The organism is Vibrio sp. 10N.286.51.C3 (assembly GCF_003050065.1).
Classification (GTDB): domain Bacteria; phylum Pseudomonadota; class Gammaproteobacteria; order Enterobacterales; family Vibrionaceae; genus Vibrio; species Vibrio crassostreae.
This window is the reverse complement of the sequence record NZ_PIGC01000026.1, coordinates 1-17,732: the sequence shown is the minus strand read 5'-3', so window position 1 is coordinate 17,732 and position 17,732 is coordinate 1. Positions and strand designations below refer to the sequence as shown.

Here is a 17,732-nt window from a genome sequence, read left to right as displayed (position 1 = left end):
ACATCATTCATTCCGCCAAAAAGCAGTCATTAATGGCGGCGCAGTACTTTTATCGTCAGTAGTTATACTGATACTGGAAGCTTTAACAGCTAAAACAGTCGCTTAGGCTCACCGAAGTAGTAACCCTGCAGATAATCGACACCCATTTGTTCTGCTATCTCACAAACTTGTTGGTTGTGGACAAATTCAGCGACCGTTTTGGCATTGAACACTTGGCATAAGCGAACCAACTGAGAGGCGATATTTCTTTGTTTTTGGTCTTTATCGATATTACGAATCAAGCTACCGTCGAGCTTAATGATCTGCGGCTCTAGCTTGATGATTTCATCGATATTGGAGTAACCAGAGCCAAAATCATCAACAATGATTCTCGCCCCGAGTGCACGGAAGTGATCACACACCTCGATCATGCGGCCATAATCTTTAATCTGTTCTGACTCGAGAACCTCTAAACCTAGTCGAGTGGGATCGTTCATGCCACTGATCGCAGCCTCGAGCACCTCAAGCGTCTTGTCGCTCAACAAATCTTGTGGGGATAGATTGATAGAAAATGAGCTCTGCTTATCCGCCATGTAGCCGATAGTACTCTTAATCATGTGTCGACTAAGACGCGTGTATAGATGGGTGTCAGCAATGATAGGTAAGAACTTTCCTGGTGGTACAATGGTACCGTCCGACTCCATGATTCTGACCAAACACTCTTGGCCAATCATTTCGTGCGTACCCGATTCCACAATCGGCTGTGAGTAGGTGATGATGTTCTGATCTAAAATCGCACGACTTACACAGCTCAACCAACCGAGTTGCTCTTTGCGGTCTTCTTCGCTCACCTGGATGTCTTTGGCATTGGTGATGTGGGTATTGTTCCGAACCCCATAACGTCGAGCTTCGATCGCTTTCAATAAGATTTCGTCACCGCTGTCGGTTAAGAAATCACAACGACTGGCAAAACCGCCACACAAAGAAACTGACAGGTAATCAATATCAGCCAAACCATACGGCTCAAAGTTGATGTGTTCGATGTCATCCGCGAACTCAACGAAACCTTCTTTTATTCTCGCACTACCAACACTGGCATTAAAGATAATCGCCCACTCTCCGACACCAATACTGAACAGCTCAACCTTCACGCGAGGCTCTTTCACGACACGAAGCTGCAATCGTTCGATAAAGTGATTAGACAGATCAAGCAGTAACTGGTCACCCACTTGGTAGCCGTATTTTTCATTAACTTGATGGAAGTTCGTTAGCTTTAACGTGAGTAAGTGTTCACTAAATAGAATCGTATTGAGGCGTTCTTTTAATACGATACGATTCGGCAAGCCAGTGCGTGAGTCAATGCGATAGCTCTCGGTTAAACGACGCGCTTGTTGATGGAGCTTCTTTTCCATCTGAGTATTCATACTGTCGAGATCAGCGACTGCATTTCTGACCAGGTTAAGTAATGGCGACACTGTTGAGCCACACTGAAAGTCTTCACAATGAAACTCTTTGATCTCGTCAGACTCGCGCATAGCAATATAAGTCAGGCTGTGATGCAGTATTTCTTGACGGTCTTCATTACGGTATAGCTCCCCCATACAGTAGGCACCACACGTGTTCACTATCCCTTCAAATGGCTTGAGCTCAAGTTTACTGTCGATAAACTCAAGTCGAGATACACAGTTATAGATGATCACCGATTCAGGCTGATGCATCGCAAGCATCTCGGCACCATGACGTACCTTTTCAGCGGTCAAAGAGGGGTGGTTATAACAAAACTGCGCCTCTTCACCAACATGCCAAGGGCTATCAAACTCGATACTGCCATCATCATTAATACGCAGAGGCGTCGAGATACCCTTCTTTCTGCCAAGCTCTCGATAAAGCGGAAAGCTCATCAGTTGACTAAAAGGAAGGTCTTTGCCATCCGCAAGGTAATGTTTGAATACCTCAATAGCCGGCTTGTCATTCAACGCGTATAAGCGATTTCCAACTGCGTGTGTGACTCGTAGCTTCATCCCAATCGGGTTCCACTCAGAGTACGCGTCCGACCAAACCTTCAATCTTGGGTTAGTCAGAGCCACCGCAACACAGGCGTGCTGGTAGGTTTGCTCGTTATACATAACCCAACGGCCAAATTCATTCTCATGACACAGTCCACCAGCGATCGGCAAGGCGTAAGGCAAATTCTCAAAAGCGCTATAGATAGGGTAATCACGCCCTTCTACCTGATCACATAGGCTGATAACGGTTTTGGTGTCTTTGGTTAGGCCTAGCTGAGAAGCAAGCGCTTGGCTGTCTTGAGTTGGATTGCCAGTAAACGGCTGAACCGCAGAGGTTAGATGGGTTTCGTTAAACTCACTGATGATGACTAAAGTACATGTACTCTCAAGACAGTTGTCACAGATAACATGACGAGCACTCTGACCGATTAGCGTCGCATTGTTTAAGCGATTGAGGGCAACACTCGCGATTTGACGAGCCAGATCTGAAGATTGAGCTGAGAAGATTTGAATAAGGTACTGTTTGCTGTCACACCATTCTCGCTGATCAAATTGAGCTCTAAATAACGCCTCAGTATTTGCGAGAAATGTAAATGTTTGCATGCCAACCCTTGTTCAAAATCGAGTGAAGTAACAACCCGCAACCACTGCTATGACTGAAATGAATCGCTAAAAAGTAGTCGCCAATTATCCTAACCTAATCAGGCTTTTATAGGCGACTAATGTAACAATTCACTATCATAAATGCGACACAATAAGCCTACCTAGCCATTAAATTAGTCGCATAAGATCGCTAAGTTGGTCTATTTCAACATCAGGAAGCAGGCTCGCCTTCGGGGAGTGGTATAAATTGGAACCAGTGTCATTAAACCAGCATGCTTGGAAGCCATTTTGCTTGGCTCCGTAGACATCCGTTTTGAGGTGATCACCAACATGAAGAATATTCTCAGCATTACAATCTAGGTGCTGCTGAGCTTTTTCAAACATATCTGGGTAAGGTTTAGCTCTGCCATCAGGGCCGGCTTTAAGGATTAACTGAAAATACAGCCCTAAGCCAATTTTGTGCGGGTCGACATTGCCATTAGTAATTGCAACTAGAGGAATACGTTGGCTAAGCTCAGTCATCACTCGATGTGTTTCGTCAGGCACATCGACTTGATTACGCAACCACAAGGCATGCTCAATGCCTTCTCGAGCCGCTTGCTCTGCTTGCTGCTGAGAATAACCCAATTGCAGCAAACCACTCTTAATCTGAGTTTCACGCCACACGGTGACATCATGTTTCAAAGCTGGGTTTTCAGATGCGACTTGCTGCTTAATGCCCTGCCACTCTTCGAGCGATAAAGAAGCCGACACTGGGTGCTTTTGATAAAGCCACTGTGCCATCTCCTTCTCAACCTTCATGATCACAGGCCAGTTGTCATACAGGGTGTCATCCAAGTCAAAGGTCATGGCTTTGATGGGCTTTAACCCTCGATAAATTCGCATAATAAACCCTTAAATCTAGTCTTTGTTCTTCTTACGCGCTCTCGGGTGAGCCTGATCATAAGCTTGTGCTAAGTGTTGGAAATCTAAGTGGGTATACACTTGGGTCGTCGAGATGTTTTCATGGCCAAGCAATTCTTGAACAGCACGAAGGTTTTGGCTCGATTCCAGCACATGCGTTGCAAAGGAGTGACGCAGTTTATGCGGGCTGATGTGGCTCGCGACAGATTGCTTCTTGCCCCATTCTTCCATACGTTTTTGCACGCTTCGATGAGAAATACGAGTCCCGAGCTTAGAGACAAACAGTGCGGTTTCACCCGGTGAAGCCAACTCACCACGGACTTTGAGCCATTTATCGACCCACTCTTTAGCTAAACCAGAAAAAGGCGCTTTGCGTTCTTTGTCGCCTTTACCAATCACTCGAATTTCGCCTTGTCGACCCAACACATCTTTCAGGTTGATACCGACCAGTTCTGCCAATCGTAACCCCGCACCATACATCACCTCCATCATCGCCCGGTCACGAATAGACAATGGATCGTCCTCATTAACATCAAGCAGTTGACCGACTTCATCGACATCGAGGTTTTTAGGCAAAGGGCGTTGCTTGCGAGGTGCAGAGACACCTTTGGCTGGATTGGCGGTCATTTCGCCACGCAACACAAGGAAATCAAAGAAGCTGCGTAGTGAAGACAAACGCGTTGCGATGCTGCTCGCTTTCATTCCCTCACGCATGCCTTTACTGGCAAGTTGTCTTACCCAAGCCGCATCGACTTGACCCCAATCCTTTAGCCCTAGCGTGACTAAATGACCGGCCATGGTTTCAAGTTGTTGTTTGTAATTACGTTGGGTGTGTAAGCTGAGTCCCTTCTCGCTTCTGAGATACTCATAGAAGCGAGAAAGTGGCTTTTGAAGGCTGTTAGGAAGAGGTATTTTGGGCTCTAGGCTCATTATTTATCTGCCAAGGTAAGGTGTCCGCCAAATGAGCGACAACAAGTGCTAAATGGCGTAAAAAGAGCGTATCCATATGGGGTTGGAAATGTCCGCCATCTTCACTAGAAAAGGCGAGCAAGCCCAATGGAGACTGCTTAGCAAGCGGTAGTACTACATAAGAGCCTAGCTCTGGAACTGGATAATCACCAAACAAATCGTGTCTATCGGCTTTTCTCAGGCGTCCTAGATAAGCATCTTTGCCATTAAAATGGTTAAGCGAAAACTTCGAGTAACCCTCGGCACTAAGTTGATAAAAACCCGGTTGCGAAAGAATTCGAACATGCGCTTTAAGCCCAAGATCTAACGCTTTTTGTTCAACGGCTTTTATCACCTGCATGAAGTCACTGCATTTCAGCACTTGCGCTTGCAGATCCATAAACTCATAGAAGGTTTTATCGTTATTTGCCGCCAACGACATCAAGCCAGTGATCTCTTCTTCAAGCTCTTCGATTCGATGACGCTGGCGTTTAAGCTGAACCTCAACCAGAGAAACAGCGCCCTGCTCAACGTTATTGATAGCAAGGCGATCAACCAAATCTTTTCGGTCTTGGAAAAAATCTGGGTTATCACGTAAATATTCCGCGACCACTTCTGCGGTGAGTGCGTCGGCTTCAACGTAAGACAAAACCTATCCTTTATATTTTATGAATCTATTGGTTATAAATCATTATTAGCAAGAAAGTTGACCATCAAACACATGCGTCGCTGGGCCCGTCATATACAGAGGTTTTCCCGGGCCTTGCCAGCTAATGTGTAAGTCACCGCCAGGTAGACGAACTTTTACATTCTCAGCCAATAAGCCTTGAGTAATGCCTACCGCAACCGCGCCACATGCACCGCTGCCACACGCTTGAGTCTCACCAGCACCACGTTCATAAACACGTAAGCGAACCTCTTCACGGTTAACTACTTGCATAAAGCCAGCATTAACACGTTCAGGGAAACGTTCATGTGATTCAAGAAGCGGGCCTAAGGTATCCACATCAGCCGTGTCGACGTCATCAACAACAGTCACCACATGCGGGTTACCCATGCTTACTGCACCACAGAATAAAGTGTGTACATCCGTTCTTAGGATATACGTCTTCTCTGGCTGCTTCGCCTTAAATGGAATCTTGCCAGGTTCGAACTCAGGAATGCCCATGTTCACCGTGATCAAGTCATTCTCTTCAATCTTGAGAACCATTTTACCTTTCTTGGTACTCACGTTGATGCTGTACTTATTCGTTAAGCCTTTCATGCGAACGAATCGTGCAAAACAACGAGCGCCATTACCACACTGCTCCACTTCACTGCCATCCGCATTAAATATGCGATAATGGAAATCAGTTTCTGGATCATAGGGAGCCTCAACCACAAGTAGCTGATCAAAGCCCACGCCAGTGTGACGATCCGCCAAACGACGGATCAAATCTGGAGAAAAGAAAATATTTTGAGTAATGCAGTCCACGACCATGAAATCATTGCCCAAACCATGCATTTTAGAAAAGTGGAAGTGCATAACGCTTAAAATTACTCCGGAAGAATGTTTTCAAGTTCCCACAGACTCGTAAGCTCTTCACGCTGACGAACCAAGTGAGTTTTATCGCCATCCACCATCACTTCAGCCGCACGCGAACGAGTGTTGTAGTTAGATGACATCGCGAAGCCATAAGCACCCGCAGAACGAACCGCTAGCAGATCACCTTCTTCAAGAACAAGGTCACGATCTTTACCTAGGAAATCGCCTGTCTCGCAAATTGGGCCAACCAAATCGTAAGTCACCGCTTCACCCTGACGCGGGCTCACAGGAACAATATCCTGCCAAGCTTGGTAAAGTGCTGGGCGCATTAGGTCGTTCATTGCTGCATCTATGATGGCAAAGTTCTTGTGCTCTGTTGGCTTGAGGAACTCAACTTTCGTTAATAGTACACCAGCGTTAGCAGCAATCGCTCTTCCAGGCTCGAAAATCAGCTCTAGATCAGAATGATTGTCTAAACGAGCCAATAGTGCTTTTGCGTAATCTGAAGGTTGTGGTGGTAATTCATCACGATATACCACACCCAAACCACCACCAACATCAAGGTGCTTAATGTTAATACCATCAGCACGTAGTTGGTCGATCAGAGCAAGCAAACGGTCAGTCGCATCAATGAAAGGTTCGATATCCGTTAACTGAGAACCGATGTGGCAATCAATACCATGGATAGACAAGTTATCGAGTGTTTGTGCAAACGCATAGACAGCAGGAGCACGGTCGAAAGCAATACCAAACTTGTTATCACGCAGACCTGTAGAAATATAAGGGTGAGTGTTGGCATCAACATCTGGGTTGATACGCAGTGAAATCGGTGCTTTAACACCAAGCTCACCAGCCACTTTATTCAGTCGCTCAAGTTCTGGCTCAGACTCAACGTTGAAACACTTAATGTTCAACTCAAGCGCACGCTTCATTTCAGCAGCTGTTTTACCGACACCAGAGAATACAACTTTAGCTGGATCGCCACCGGCAGCAACCACACGCTCTAGCTCACCGCCTGAAACGATATCGAAACCTGAACCCAAACGAGCCAAAGTGTTTAATACGCCAAGGTTTGAGTTAGCTTTAACGGCATAACACACCAAGTGTGGATGCTCACCAACCGATGAATCAAACGCATTCCAGTGGCGTTCTAATGTTGCACGAGAATATATATACAGCGGTGTACCATATTGCTCTGCTAATTGTGAAAGTGCGACGTCCTCAGCCCAAAGCTGGCCATCTTCCTGATAGTTGAAGTAATCCAAAGTTCTTATCCCTTATAAATAACGATTTCTGCGTGCTTCACTTATTGTGATTGTTCAGTCTGCTGAACTTCATCAGGATCGTATAACGGACCCGTTTGACCACAACCAGAAAGTCCAATAACGGACACCATAAACAGAGCGGTAATTAATTTTTTCATTTTGCATATCGTGATTATTAACTCAATGCCCCCTATAATCGCACCACACTCAGGAAAAGCAATAGGATAGAAAGGATGAACGAGACTGAATTTCATCAACTGGTCGATATACAGATGCAAAACATCGAAGAAGCTATCGATGAATCAGAGGCAGATATTGATTACGAAGTGACTGGTAACGTAATGACACTCGAGTTTGAGAACCGCAGCCAAATCATTATCAACCGCCAAGAACCAATGAAAGAAATCTGGTTAGCGTCTAAATCTGGTGGCTTTCACTTCAAGCTAGTTGACGACAAGTGGACATGTTCAAAGACGGGCATGGAGCTGTTTGAGATGGTGAAAGAAGAATGCGTGAAGCATGCAGGTGAAGAGATCGATTGGGTCTAATCATTTGTAAGCAAAACTAAAAAGGAGTGAATCAATCACTCCTTTTTTAATATCAATCAGTCTTAATAAGCCTAGATGTTGACTATCTTTGAACTCCGAGAAGCTAACGTCGCATCGTTACGGTAAGGCACAACGTAGGAGCTACCCTCTTCAGGGTGAACAATCTGGTAGTACTGAGGTAAATTAAAGTTAATCAACTTAGACGACATCTTCGACTCATCTTTTACCGACGTATAGAAAGAGTTCACACTCGCGATCATCTCATCTTTTTCGCCGCTGTACTGGTGATACACCTCTACCTGATTCGACTCATCCAATACATAAATATTGAAACCTTTATCGGTATCTTCAAAGAAGAACTGAATTAAGCCCTCACTCGCAAAACCATCCACCACTTCTGGCAGTTGATACTCTTGCTCTTTATCGAGCATCAGTAAAGGCGACCCCTTCAGCTTGTTGGTTGAGATACTACGGTAGAAGTCGACCGAGTTTTCCAACATCTGAACCGACACACCACGGCGCTCAAAAAACAGGCCAAACATCTTGTTCGCTAAGCGAATGGCTTTAAAGCGACGGCGCTTCTCTGGTTCAATCGGTTTCAATCTTAGGTCGATACACTCGGCAAGCAGTTGATACACCATGTTACGCATCACACCGCGCAGGTTTTTGCTGTAACAGAACACATCGACCGACTCTGGCGGCAACGCATCTTGGTGCATTTTGCCAAGTACCGTCTTAAGCGCATCCAGCATCGCCGTATCACCTTGGAAATGCAGCGTACGTACTTCATGCCAAGAGTTACGATAAACCAAATCAACACTACCGACTAAACTCTTACCTTCTTCACCAAAGCTGAAGATATCCGCATTCTTGAGATCCACTTTTAATGCACGACCACTTAATTCAGAAGTCGGGTCATTTTCAAAGTTGATGAACATCGCCAACTGGCTAATCTCACATGGGCTAGCCAGGGCCTGCATACTTGGGCGACGCTTACGTAAAGAGAAGGTATTACGCAGATCACTCACCATTTGATAGAACTTATCGATATCAATATGGGCATCACGCACCACAGAGTGCAGACGTGTCGACTCAGTAATCAAGCCATTAAAGAATGACCAAGCAACCAACTTACTCAAGTACTCATGGTGTTCCAGAGAAGGCTGACCAAGAATACGATGCGCTACCAGTGGCTGTTTATACAAGTACCAACCGGCTTTATTCGACTGACCCTGACGAACTTCGATGAAGCTCAAGTCGGGTTCATGCAGATCAGGAGAGATTTGTGGGTTCAGTAGCGTCACTTTACCAGGCAAGACCTCAAACGCAGCGTAAAGTTTACGTGCCAAGATACTGATATCTTGTGGGCTGATGGCTGAAGTGATGTCATTACGACGCGCAAATTGAATCAGGTTACGGTAGCTCAGCATCAAGGCATCAAGTAGTGCATGGTGCACCACTTTAACCTGTTCAACCTTCCAGTTACGGCGGTTATCGAGCTCAGCAATGATTTCCTGTCCCCAATCCCAAGACTTAGTCATCTCAGTTAAGGCTTCACGACGCCATGCAACAGAACCAATGCCAGCTTCGCGTGACAACTTCTCGTGAGTCTTTAGGTAGAAACAACGTCTTACCAAATCCAATCGAGTGTGGTCATTGATACGCTCTAGGTAACGCGTCACCTTCTCTAGCATCAGATAGTAGCTATCCATACCATACAGATCAGGTTCATCCGCAAAGAAACGGCGCTTGGTATCAATACTCAACAATTGAGTATTTGGGTATTCCCATGAATAAGCTTCTAACAAGATCGCCTTTAACACCGATTTATACGGTGAGTCGATACTCTTGTAGAGCTGCCACAGGTTAGAACCAAAGTACTCTTCAGCGGGAATACGATTCAGCTTACCGAAATCGATCCACTGTGAGCAGTCAAGATAGCCATCCTGACATAAGCCTTGAACATACTCGTCGTAACACTCTTCCATTTCTGGAGGAATGATTTGCCACAACAAGCGCTGGCCAGCCAAACGAACCGCAGAACGATAGAACTCATCAAGCAATAACAAGTGCTGCGAAGAGCCACAGTTATCACCGGTCATCTCTTCTGAATGGTTCGAACGAAAACGCTCTTCATCCATCAAGAAGAAGTTAGCTTCAACCCCTAAGGTTTCAGCCCAATCGGTAATCAGCAGACATTTGTTGGTTAGGCTGTCGCGAGATGCGCCATCCATATCTGGAGACACACATACCCAGATATCAAGATCACTTGAAGTACTTTGACCAATAGAAGAAGTACTGCCCATGGTGTACAAGCCAAGGATGGCAGGTTCAGCAGCCTCGGTAAGTTTACCACCCAGCGTTAATTCGGTATCAGAGACAAATTGCTTTTGGAATTCATTAAGCGTGAAGCTACGAATTCCAAAAGGAACTTGTTGGTCGTAATAACCAGGCATCATCGGGTGATTAAAGTGAAGCAGTGCGGGAATAAGGTTGAAAACTCGCTGGCCTTGCACATTCATCAACGCCAACGCACGATCAATGCGCTGCTGATTTAGATTGTCTAATCGTTGAATCAAAGTTTGAGTGTAAGCCTGCAAGGTAAGTCCTTGGTTTGAGGTTAAGTGCAGTTCTGTTTAGTTACTGAACGAAAGCAGCAACAAAACGTGATCAATTTAACACTTTTAGCCTTAATGGTAAAGCAAAGGAACCTGTCATACTGGTCAATTCCTTGATGACAGAAAGTTAAACTCACGGCGCCGTAGTGTCCTCTTTATTGACTATTTCTAATAATAGCCCATGTTTCAAATGAGATACCAATCACACTATTTTGGTGAACTAATGAAAATCTCTGAGCTATCAAAGTATCAAATGATCAAACAGTAAGAATTCTCGCCTCATAATGGTAGGATTAGGCTATTACAGAACCTATATCGGAACCACCATGACAAATTCAGCACCAATCCGTATCGCGACCAGAAAAAGCCCTCTTGCCCTTTGGCAGGCATACTTTGTAAGGGATGCACTGCAAGCTGCTCACCCTGGTTTAGAGGTTGAGTTGGTAACTATGGTGACCAAAGGTGACATCATCCTCGACACTCCTCTTGCTAAAGTGGGCGGTAAAGGACTGTTCGTTAAAGAACTTGAAGTAGCAATGCTAGAAGGTCGTGCTGACCTAGCCGTTCACTCAATGAAAGATGTACCTGTCGACTTTCCTGAAGGTCTAGGTCTGGTAACGATTTGTGAGCGTGAAGACCCACGTGACGCATTCGTATCAAACACTTACAACAATATTGATGAGCTACCACAAGGTGCTGTCGTTGGTACATGCAGCCTGCGTCGTCAGTGTCAATTACTTGAGTCTCGCCCCGACTTAATCATCAAGGAGCTACGCGGCAACGTTGGTACTCGCCTAGGTAAACTCGATGATGGCCAATACGATGCTATCGTCCTAGCGGCAGCTGGCCTTAAGCGCCTAGAACTTGAAGAGCGTATCCGTAGCTTTATCGAACCAGAGCAGTCTCTACCGGCTGTCGGTCAAGGTGCTGTTGGCATTGAATGTCGTCTTGATGATGAGCGTCTGATTAAACTTCTTGAACCACTAAACCACCAAGACACAGCCGATCGCGTGCTTTGCGAACGAGCAATGAACCTTACTCTAGAAGGTGGTTGTCAGGTGCCTATCGGTAGCTATTCACTATTAGACGGCGACAATATCTGGCTACGTGCATTAGTTGGTGAACCGGATGGTTCTAAGATGGTTCGTGGTGAGATCTCTGGTTCTCGTAAGGATGCAGAAGCGCTTGGCGTGACTCTAGCAAATCAATTGCTGGATGATGGTGCAAGAGAAATCCTAACCAAGCTCTACGCTGACCAAGAATAATCATGACAGTGTTGGTGACTCGCCCCGGTTCAGAGGGGCAATCGCTTTGCCAACAACTAGCGGATGAAGGGATTCAAGCAATCCATCATCCGCTGATTCGTATCGTTGATAATCCAAACTCTGCGGATTTAAGCACCAAGCTCAGTAACAGCGATATCATCATCGCCGTCAGTCACCACGCCGTGACCGCTGCCCAAAACATCCTTTCGAAAACCTCATCCATTTGGCCTACTTCGCCGCTTTATCTTGGCGTTGGTCAAAAAACTGCGCACGTTTTAAGCAAAGTCTGTAAACAAAAAGTAAACTACCCTCAAGTTAGTGATAGTGAACACCTTCTTAAACTTACTGAACTTAATGGCGTAGAAAATAAGTCCATTTTGATACTACGTGGTAATGGTGGGCGTGAGCTCATTAGAGATTCTCTACTCAACCGAGGAGCACAAGTCTCTTATTGTGAGACCTACCGTAGAGAATATATTCCCATTAGCGACCACAATACCTATCAAACATGGATAAACAAAAAAGCGTCCAAAGTTGTCATCACTAGTCAGGAACAATTGGAGTATCTCTGCTCAATTACCCCTGATGAGTATTTGACTTGGCTTTCAACAAGACACCTATTTGTCCCAAGTCAGCGCATAGTAGAACGAGCACAACAACTCGGCTTCTCGAACGTGACCAATACTCACAGTGCTACGAACCAAATATTACTGGCTGCTCTCCGGCCCTAGCTAGAACAGGAAATAAGCATGACAAGCAAAAAAAATAACGAGCATATTGAACCTGAAAAGAAACAAGACACTCAGCCAGTAGTTGTTGAAAACGAAAAAGCTGACTCTACAGAGACAAAACAGCCCGAACAGAAGCTTGACGCCTCTGCGTCAAAGACCGCTAAAAATGAACAGCCTCAAACTGAGCATAAAGAGCAAGTAGAGAAAGCAGAAAAGCAAGGTAAGCGCGGTGTCAAACTAGGCGCTATTGCGATCGCTATTTCGATTATTTTCAGTGGCGGTATCGCATTTCAAATGCAGCAAAAGAGCGCTGAGTATTCAGCTCAAATCGCCGCTCTTCAAGCACAGCTTCAAAATACCCAATCTGCAGTAAATAAAGACCTACAAACCATCAAGCAAGAGACTATCCAAGAAGCGTCACACGCGGTGGAGAAAACTCAGGTCGTACAGTCTCAACAGCAGAAGAGTATTCAAAGCCTACAGTTAGCAGTGGCTGACGTTAAAGGTCGCCGCCCGAATGACTGGTTACTTGCCGAAGCCGATTACCTTGTGAAACTAGCGGGACGTAAACTGTTCCTAGAGCATGATGCCGTTAGCGCAACCAAGTTAATGGAAAGTGCCGATCAACGTATCGCAGCACTGAACGACCCTAGCTTAGTGTCACTGCGTCAATCAATGACCAATGATATTACTAAACTTCGCACAATTCCTCTGATCGACCGTGACGGTTTAGTTCTCCGCATCACAAGTCTGCAACAGCAAGTCGATACGCTTCCGCTTGCCAATGCGATTCTTCCTGAAGCCGCAGTTGTTGAGAAAAAAGCTGTATCGCAAGATATTAATGATTGGCAGAACAACCTGATGACTTCGATGAAAGACTTCTCAGAAAACTTCATCACATTCCGCAGTCGTGATGGCGAAGTTATCCCTCTACTATCACCAGAACAGCACTTCTACCTGCGTGAAAACATCAAAGGTAAATTAGAAACCGCGATTCGCGCCGTCTACAAAGAACAAGGTGAACTCTATAGCGCAGCTCTTAATACCGCTAGCGAATGGTCTAAAGCGTATCTAAACCAAGATAACAACTCAGTGATTGAATTTGAGAAAGCAATTAAACAGTTAAGTGAACAGAACATCTCTGTGAAATACCCTGTAAAGCTTGAATCTCAAAATGAGTTGTCAGATGTCATTCGTGAACGTCTACGCCGTGAGGTAACGGTAATGACCTCGGAGGAGAAATAATGATTCGTTTGATTTTTCTTTTCCTTGTACTCGGTGCGGGTCTGTTTGTCGGTACTCAGTTCTCGGGTCAACAAGGTTATGTGCTGATCTCAATTGCCAATAAGACGATTGAGATGAGTGTGACAACAATGGCTATCTTTGTGATTGCCCTTTTGGCCGCACTGTTTGGCTTAGAGTACCTATTTAAGAAGCTTATGTACGCGAGCTCAACAACTTGGAACTGGTTCAGCGTTCGTAAACTAAAACGCTCGCGTCGTTATACCAATGAAGGCATCATCAAGCTTCTTGAGGGTGATTGGAAAGGCGCAGAGAAAAAGGTAACTCGCTGGGCGAATCACCACGACATGCCTCTACTTTGTTATTTAGTCGCTTCTCAAGCGGCTCACGAACAGGGTAATACGAAAGAGCGTGATAAGTACATCGAGCTTGCTAGCCAGCAGGACGACTCTCTACTGGCTGTTGAGCTAACTAAAGCAAAACAACAGATCAGTGAGTCGAACTACGAAGCCGCATTCGATACACTTTCGACCTTAAAAGGTACATACCCTAATAACACCGCTGTACTTGGCCTATTAAAAGCCACCTACATGCAGCTTAAACTCTGGCAGCCATTACTAGAGTTAACGCCTAAGCTAGCTAAAAACAAGCTTCTTACGGCTGATGAGCAAGTTGAGTTAGAACAAAAAGCACAATGCGGCTTGCTTCACGATGTGGCACAGCAGCAAGGTAGCGAAGGTTTAATCAGCCATTGGAACAAGCTTTCAAGAAAGCAGAAACAAAGCTCTCACCTTGTTTCCTGCTTTGTGAAGCAACTGATCGCTCGTAAAGCTGACTCAGAAGCCTTCACTGTGATCAAAGAGAACATTGCGAAGAGTGGTTCAAATGAGCTCTACATGTTGCTTCCAGAGCTTAACCTTGCCGATCACCACCCAGTCGTTGTGATGCTAGAGCGCGCCATCAGTAAAGATGGTGGCAATGCCGAAGCACACAGCGCATTGGCTCAGTTCTACCTAAGAGAACAGAAGTGGTCAGAAGCACAAACCCACTTCGAGAAAGCACTAGCACTTCGCTCAAACGTATCAGATTACGGATACTTATCTGATGCACTAGAAAAGCAAAACTTAACGAAGGCTGCTCACGAAGTTTCTCGCAAGGCACTCGCTCTCGTTCAACCAGCTTAAACTGTTACAACTATCATGAAGCCGATGCCAAGCATCGGCTTTTTTGTATCTACTGTTTACCTTGGATAACTTCCTCAGTACCAATAAGCAAACACTAGAGATGGTAGTAAAGGTCTTCCATCCAGATCCCTTCTCCACACCCAGCTTATTGCTGACCGAAGCACCGTCCATTTTTAATAAGGCCTGCCTAGCTCGGAACAATCCATAAGTCACACATCTTGATCATTGGATTTCAAATGCTATTAATGCTTTATAAGTACTGATTTTAAGTCATGAGGTTAAATCCTCATGAAATCACCCGCAAGGTTTCCTAAAAAACACTGAGGGATACTTTAGAGCTATCCGTATGTAGTTTTAGCCAATTATAAAACAAGCTGTTTAGAATCCATTTGAGCTGACTGACAATCTTTATATAGATTTTTGAAGGAATAATGATCAGATAACTTGGTTGGATTTGTACCGAGAGAAAGTAAAGACGTTTCGCAGTAGTTGTCATTTGATAGAGATTAGCTCTAGATTACAGTGGGCTTAGCAACTGGAATCATTAGATGAAAATTACATTTAAGTAATGTACCTCTAAGTATTGGATCTCGTAAATCTGGCCTACCTCCGTAACCAACCTATTGGTTTAAGATTGAAGAAGTGAATGTATAGCAGCGGAGTTTCAGACTCTAGACGAAATCAATTCTGAGACACAGCAAAACTCCGAAGTTTAAAGCGCGGCTTAATCATCACTCAACAGAAGTAATTAAGAAGCCACCGCTACTTAGAAAACCCCTGCTAACTTATTGATTAAAAATAATTTGTCATGTTAGAGCCCATAAGCGCGAAGCCCGGCTATTGCTAACACAGCTTTCTAATCAATCGTCGATTCAACGATTACTAACCAAAACAACCTTTTACGGAAATCAAAACCAAGAGTTAAAACTCATAACCCAGAAACGACGAAAGCCTAGTCGTCAGACTAGGCTTTCTAATAAGTAACGGAATGGACGAGATTGTGGGCTTCTGGCAAACCCTTTGTGGAACTCATTCGGCCGAAGGGCAAAACACTTTTCTTTAAATGTAAAAAAGCCCTGCTATTTCTAGCAGGGCTTTTCTAATAAGTGGCGGAGTGGACGGGACTCGAACCCGCGACCCCCGGCGTGACAGGCCGGTATTCTAACCAACTGAACTACCACTCCGCAGTGGTCAACTCACTAAGTGAGCGTCCATATCTCCAGGTTGGTCAACCTAAAGATTTAATTTAAAGCCTGGCGATGTCCTACTCTCACATGGGGAAGCCCCACACTACCATCGGCGCTATTGTGTTTCACTTCTGAGTTCGGCATGGAATCAGGTGGGTCCACAATGCTATGGTCGCCAAGCAAATTTTAAAATTCGGAAAGCTGCTTCTCTATTTAATAGAGCTATAAAAGTATCTCTTCAAACTCATTCAAGCGTTTGGTATTTCTTTGAGTCCACAAAACCCCTTGGGTGTTGTATGGTTAAGCCTCACGGGCAATTAGTACAGGTTAGCTCAATGCCTCGCAGCACTTACACACCCTGCCTATCAACGTCGTAGTCTACGACAACCCTTTAGGACGCTTAAAGCGCCAGGGAAAACTCATCTCAAGGCTCGCTTCCCGCTTAGATGCTTTCAGCGGTTATCGATTCCGAACTTAGCTACCGGGCAATGCCATTGGCATGACAACCCGAACACCAGAGGTTCGTCCACTCCGGTCCTCTCGTACTAGGAGCAGCCCCTTTCAATTTTCCAACGCCCACGGCAGATAGGGACCGAACTGTCTCACGACGTTCTAAACCCAGCTCGCGTACCACTTTAAATGGCGAACAGCCATACCCTTGGGACCGACTTCAGCCCCAGGATGTGATGAGCCGACATCGAGGTGCCAAACACCGCCGTCGATATGAACTCTTGGGCGGTATCAGCCTGTTATCCCCGGAGTACCTTTTATCCGTTGAGCGATGGCCCTTCCATTCAGAACCACCGGATCACTATGACCTGCTTTCGCACCTGCTCGAATTGTCATTCTCGCAGTCAAGCGGGCTTATGCCATTGCACTAACCACACGATGTCCAACCGTGTTTAGCCCACCTTCGTGCTCCTCCGTTACTCTTTGGGAGGAGACCGCCCCAGTCAAACTACCCACCAGGCACTGTCCGTAACCCCGATTCAGGGGCCAACGTTAGAACATCAAAACTACAAGGGTGGTATTTCAAGGACGACTCCACCACATCTAGCGACGCGGTTTCAAAGTCTCCCACCTATCCTACACATGTAGGTTCAATGTTCAGTGCCAAGCTGTAGTAAAGGTTCACGGGGTCTTTCCGTCTAGCCGCGGGTACACTGCATCTTCACAGCGATTTCAATTTCACTGAGTCTCGGGTGGAGACAGCGTGGCCATCATTACGCCATTCGTGCAGGTCGGAACTTACCCGACAAGGAATTTCGCTACCTTAGGACCGTTATAGTTACGGCCGCCGTTTACCGGGGCTTCGATCAAGAGCTTCGACCGAAGTCTAACCCCATCAATTAACCTTCCGGCACCGGGCAGGCGTCACACCGTATACGTCATCTTACGATTTTGCACAGTGCTGTGTTTTTAATAAACAGTTGCAGCCACCTGGTATCTGCGACTCTCGTCTGCTCCATCCGCAAGGGACTTCACTGATAAGAGCGTACCTTCTCCCGAAGTTACGGTACCATTTTGCCTAGTTCCTTCACCCGAGTTCTCTCAAGCGCCTTGGTATTCTCTACCCGACCACCTGTGTCGGTTTGGGGTACGATTCCTTACAATCTGAAGCTTAGAGGCTTTTCCTGGAAGCATGGCATCAATGACTTCACTACCGTAGTAGCTCGACATCGTATCTCAGCGTTAGTAGCGGTCCGGATTTACCTAAACCACCCGCCT

The 17,732-nt window shown here is 45.6% G+C and carries 13 protein-coding genes, 1 tRNA gene and 2 rRNA genes; 5 read left to right on the top strand and 11 right to left on the bottom strand.

What is annotated here, in order from left to right:
- Positions 1–89 precede the first annotated feature (89 nt).
- The 7 genes from CWO27_RS21515 to lptM all read right to left on the bottom strand — a co-directional run bounded on the left by CWO27_RS21515 (position 90) and on the right by lptM (position 7,387).
- On the bottom strand, positions 90–2,588 hold the full coding sequence (locus CWO27_RS21515; protein ID WP_102432585.1) for a bifunctional diguanylate cyclase/phosphodiesterase: 2,499 nt from the start codon (positions 2,586–2,588) through the stop codon (positions 90–92).
- 168 nt (positions 2,589–2,756) lie between these two features.
- Positions 2,757–3,473, bottom strand: a complete 717-nt coding sequence (gene yigB, locus CWO27_RS21510) for a 5-amino-6-(5-phospho-D-ribitylamino)uracil phosphatase YigB (RefSeq protein WP_102432584.1) — start codon at positions 3,471–3,473, stop codon at positions 2,757–2,759.
- Between the two features lie 15 nt (positions 3,474–3,488).
- Positions 3,489–4,421: a tyrosine recombinase XerC gene (gene xerC, locus CWO27_RS21505; protein WP_017061015.1), complete on the bottom strand. Its 933-nt coding sequence runs from the start codon at positions 4,419–4,421 to the stop codon at positions 3,489–3,491.
- Positions 4,390–5,088, bottom strand: coding sequence for a DUF484 family protein (locus tag CWO27_RS21500; RefSeq protein ID WP_048662863.1), 699 nt, complete (start codon positions 5,086–5,088; stop codon positions 4,390–4,392). Before CWO27_RS21500 ends, xerC begins: the two co-directional genes overlap by 32 nt.
- 45 nt (positions 5,089–5,133) lie before the next feature.
- Entirely contained in the window at positions 5,134–5,964 is an 831-nt protein-coding gene (dapF, locus tag CWO27_RS21495; protein WP_048662862.1) for a diaminopimelate epimerase, read from the bottom strand.
- An 11-nt stretch (positions 5,965–5,975) separates the two neighbouring features.
- Positions 5,976–7,229, bottom strand: a complete 1,254-nt coding sequence (gene lysA / locus CWO27_RS21490; RefSeq protein WP_102432583.1) for a diaminopimelate decarboxylase — start codon at positions 7,227–7,229, stop codon at positions 5,976–5,978.
- A gap of 41 nt (positions 7,230–7,270) precedes the next feature.
- Positions 7,271–7,387, bottom strand: a complete 117-nt coding sequence (gene lptM / locus CWO27_RS24010) for an LPS translocon maturation chaperone LptM (protein WP_407829960.1) — start codon at positions 7,385–7,387, stop codon at positions 7,271–7,273.
- Positions 7,388–7,462: 75 nt separating this feature from the next.
- Here lptM and cyaY point away from each other — a divergent pair, with 75 nt between their 5' ends.
- On the top strand, positions 7,463–7,777 hold the full coding sequence (gene cyaY / locus CWO27_RS21480; protein ID WP_048658898.1) for an iron donor protein CyaY: 315 nt from the start codon (positions 7,463–7,465) through the stop codon (positions 7,775–7,777).
- A 71-nt stretch (positions 7,778–7,848) separates the two neighbouring features.
- Here cyaY and CWO27_RS21475 read toward each other — a convergent pair whose 3' ends face one another.
- Positions 7,849–10,377, bottom strand: a complete 2,529-nt coding sequence (locus tag CWO27_RS21475) for a class I adenylate cyclase (protein ID WP_048662861.1) — start codon at positions 10,375–10,377, stop codon at positions 7,849–7,851.
- Positions 10,378–10,721: 344 nt separating this feature from the next.
- Here CWO27_RS21475 and hemC point away from each other — a divergent pair, with 344 nt between their 5' ends.
- From hemC to CWO27_RS21455, 4 genes are read left to right on the top strand one after another with little or no spacing between them, the layout of a single operon-like run.
- A complete protein-coding gene (gene hemC, locus CWO27_RS21470; protein WP_048658900.1) occupies positions 10,722–11,660 on the top strand; it encodes a hydroxymethylbilane synthase in 939 nt (312 codons plus the stop codon).
- Between the two features lie 2 nt (positions 11,661–11,662).
- Positions 11,663–12,391 (top strand): uroporphyrinogen-III synthase, encoded by a 729-nt coding sequence (locus CWO27_RS21465; RefSeq protein ID WP_048658901.1) that lies wholly within the window; start codon positions 11,663–11,665, stop codon positions 12,389–12,391.
- A gap of 18 nt (positions 12,392–12,409) precedes the next feature.
- A complete protein-coding gene (locus CWO27_RS21460) occupies positions 12,410–13,636 on the top strand; it encodes a uroporphyrinogen-III C-methyltransferase (protein ID WP_048658902.1) in 1,227 nt (408 codons plus the stop codon).
- Positions 13,636–14,817 carry a heme biosynthesis protein HemY gene (locus CWO27_RS21455; RefSeq protein ID WP_102432581.1) on the top strand — a complete coding sequence of 394 codons (1,182 nt, stop codon included), beginning with the start codon at positions 13,636–13,638 and terminating at the stop codon, positions 14,815–14,817. Before CWO27_RS21460 ends, CWO27_RS21455 begins: the two co-directional genes overlap by 1 nt.
- 1,107 nt (positions 14,818–15,924) lie before the next feature.
- Here the strand turns inward: CWO27_RS21455 and CWO27_RS21450 are convergent.
- The 3 genes from CWO27_RS21450 to CWO27_RS21440 form a co-directional block, all read right to left on the bottom strand.
- Positions 15,925–16,001 (bottom strand) — tRNA-Asp (locus CWO27_RS21450).
- 67 nt (positions 16,002–16,068) lie between these two features.
- A 5S ribosomal RNA gene (gene rrf / locus CWO27_RS21445) occupies positions 16,069–16,184 on the bottom strand.
- Positions 16,185–16,300: 116 nt separating this feature from the next.
- Positions 16,301–17,732, bottom strand: a 23S ribosomal RNA gene (locus CWO27_RS21440); the annotation flags it as partial.

What these genes read in the sequence shown, in the direction of transcription:
- CWO27_RS21515 (WP_102432585.1), bottom strand. Translation starts at nt 2,588, where the DNA reads ATGCAAACATTTACATTTCTCGCAAATACTGAGGCGTTATTTAGAGCT.
- yigB (WP_102432584.1), bottom strand. Translation starts at nt 3,473, where the DNA reads ATGCGAATTTATCGAGGGTTAAAGCCCATCAAAGCCATGACCTTTGAC.
- xerC (WP_017061015.1), bottom strand. Translation starts at nt 4,421, where the DNA reads ATGAGCCTAGAGCCCAAAATACCTCTTCCTAACAGCCTTCAAAAGCCA.
- dapF (WP_048662862.1), bottom strand. Translation starts at nt 5,964, where the DNA reads ATGCACTTCCACTTTTCTAAAATGCATGGTTTGGGCAATGATTTCATG.
- lptM (WP_407829960.1), bottom strand. Translation starts at nt 7,387, where the DNA reads ATGAAAAAATTAATTACCGCTCTGTTTATGGTGTCCGTTATTGGACTT.
- cyaY (WP_048658898.1), top strand. Translation starts at nt 7,463, where the DNA reads ATGAACGAGACTGAATTTCATCAACTGGTCGATATACAGATGCAAAAC.
- hemC (WP_048658900.1), top strand. Translation starts at nt 10,722, where the DNA reads ATGACAAATTCAGCACCAATCCGTATCGCGACCAGAAAAAGCCCTCTT.
- CWO27_RS21465 (WP_048658901.1), top strand. Translation starts at nt 11,663, where the DNA reads ATGACAGTGTTGGTGACTCGCCCCGGTTCAGAGGGGCAATCGCTTTGC.
- CWO27_RS21460 (WP_048658902.1), top strand. Translation starts at nt 12,410, where the DNA reads ATGACAAGCAAAAAAAATAACGAGCATATTGAACCTGAAAAGAAACAA.
- CWO27_RS21455 (WP_102432581.1), top strand. Translation starts at nt 13,636, where the DNA reads ATGATTCGTTTGATTTTTCTTTTCCTTGTACTCGGTGCGGGTCTGTTT.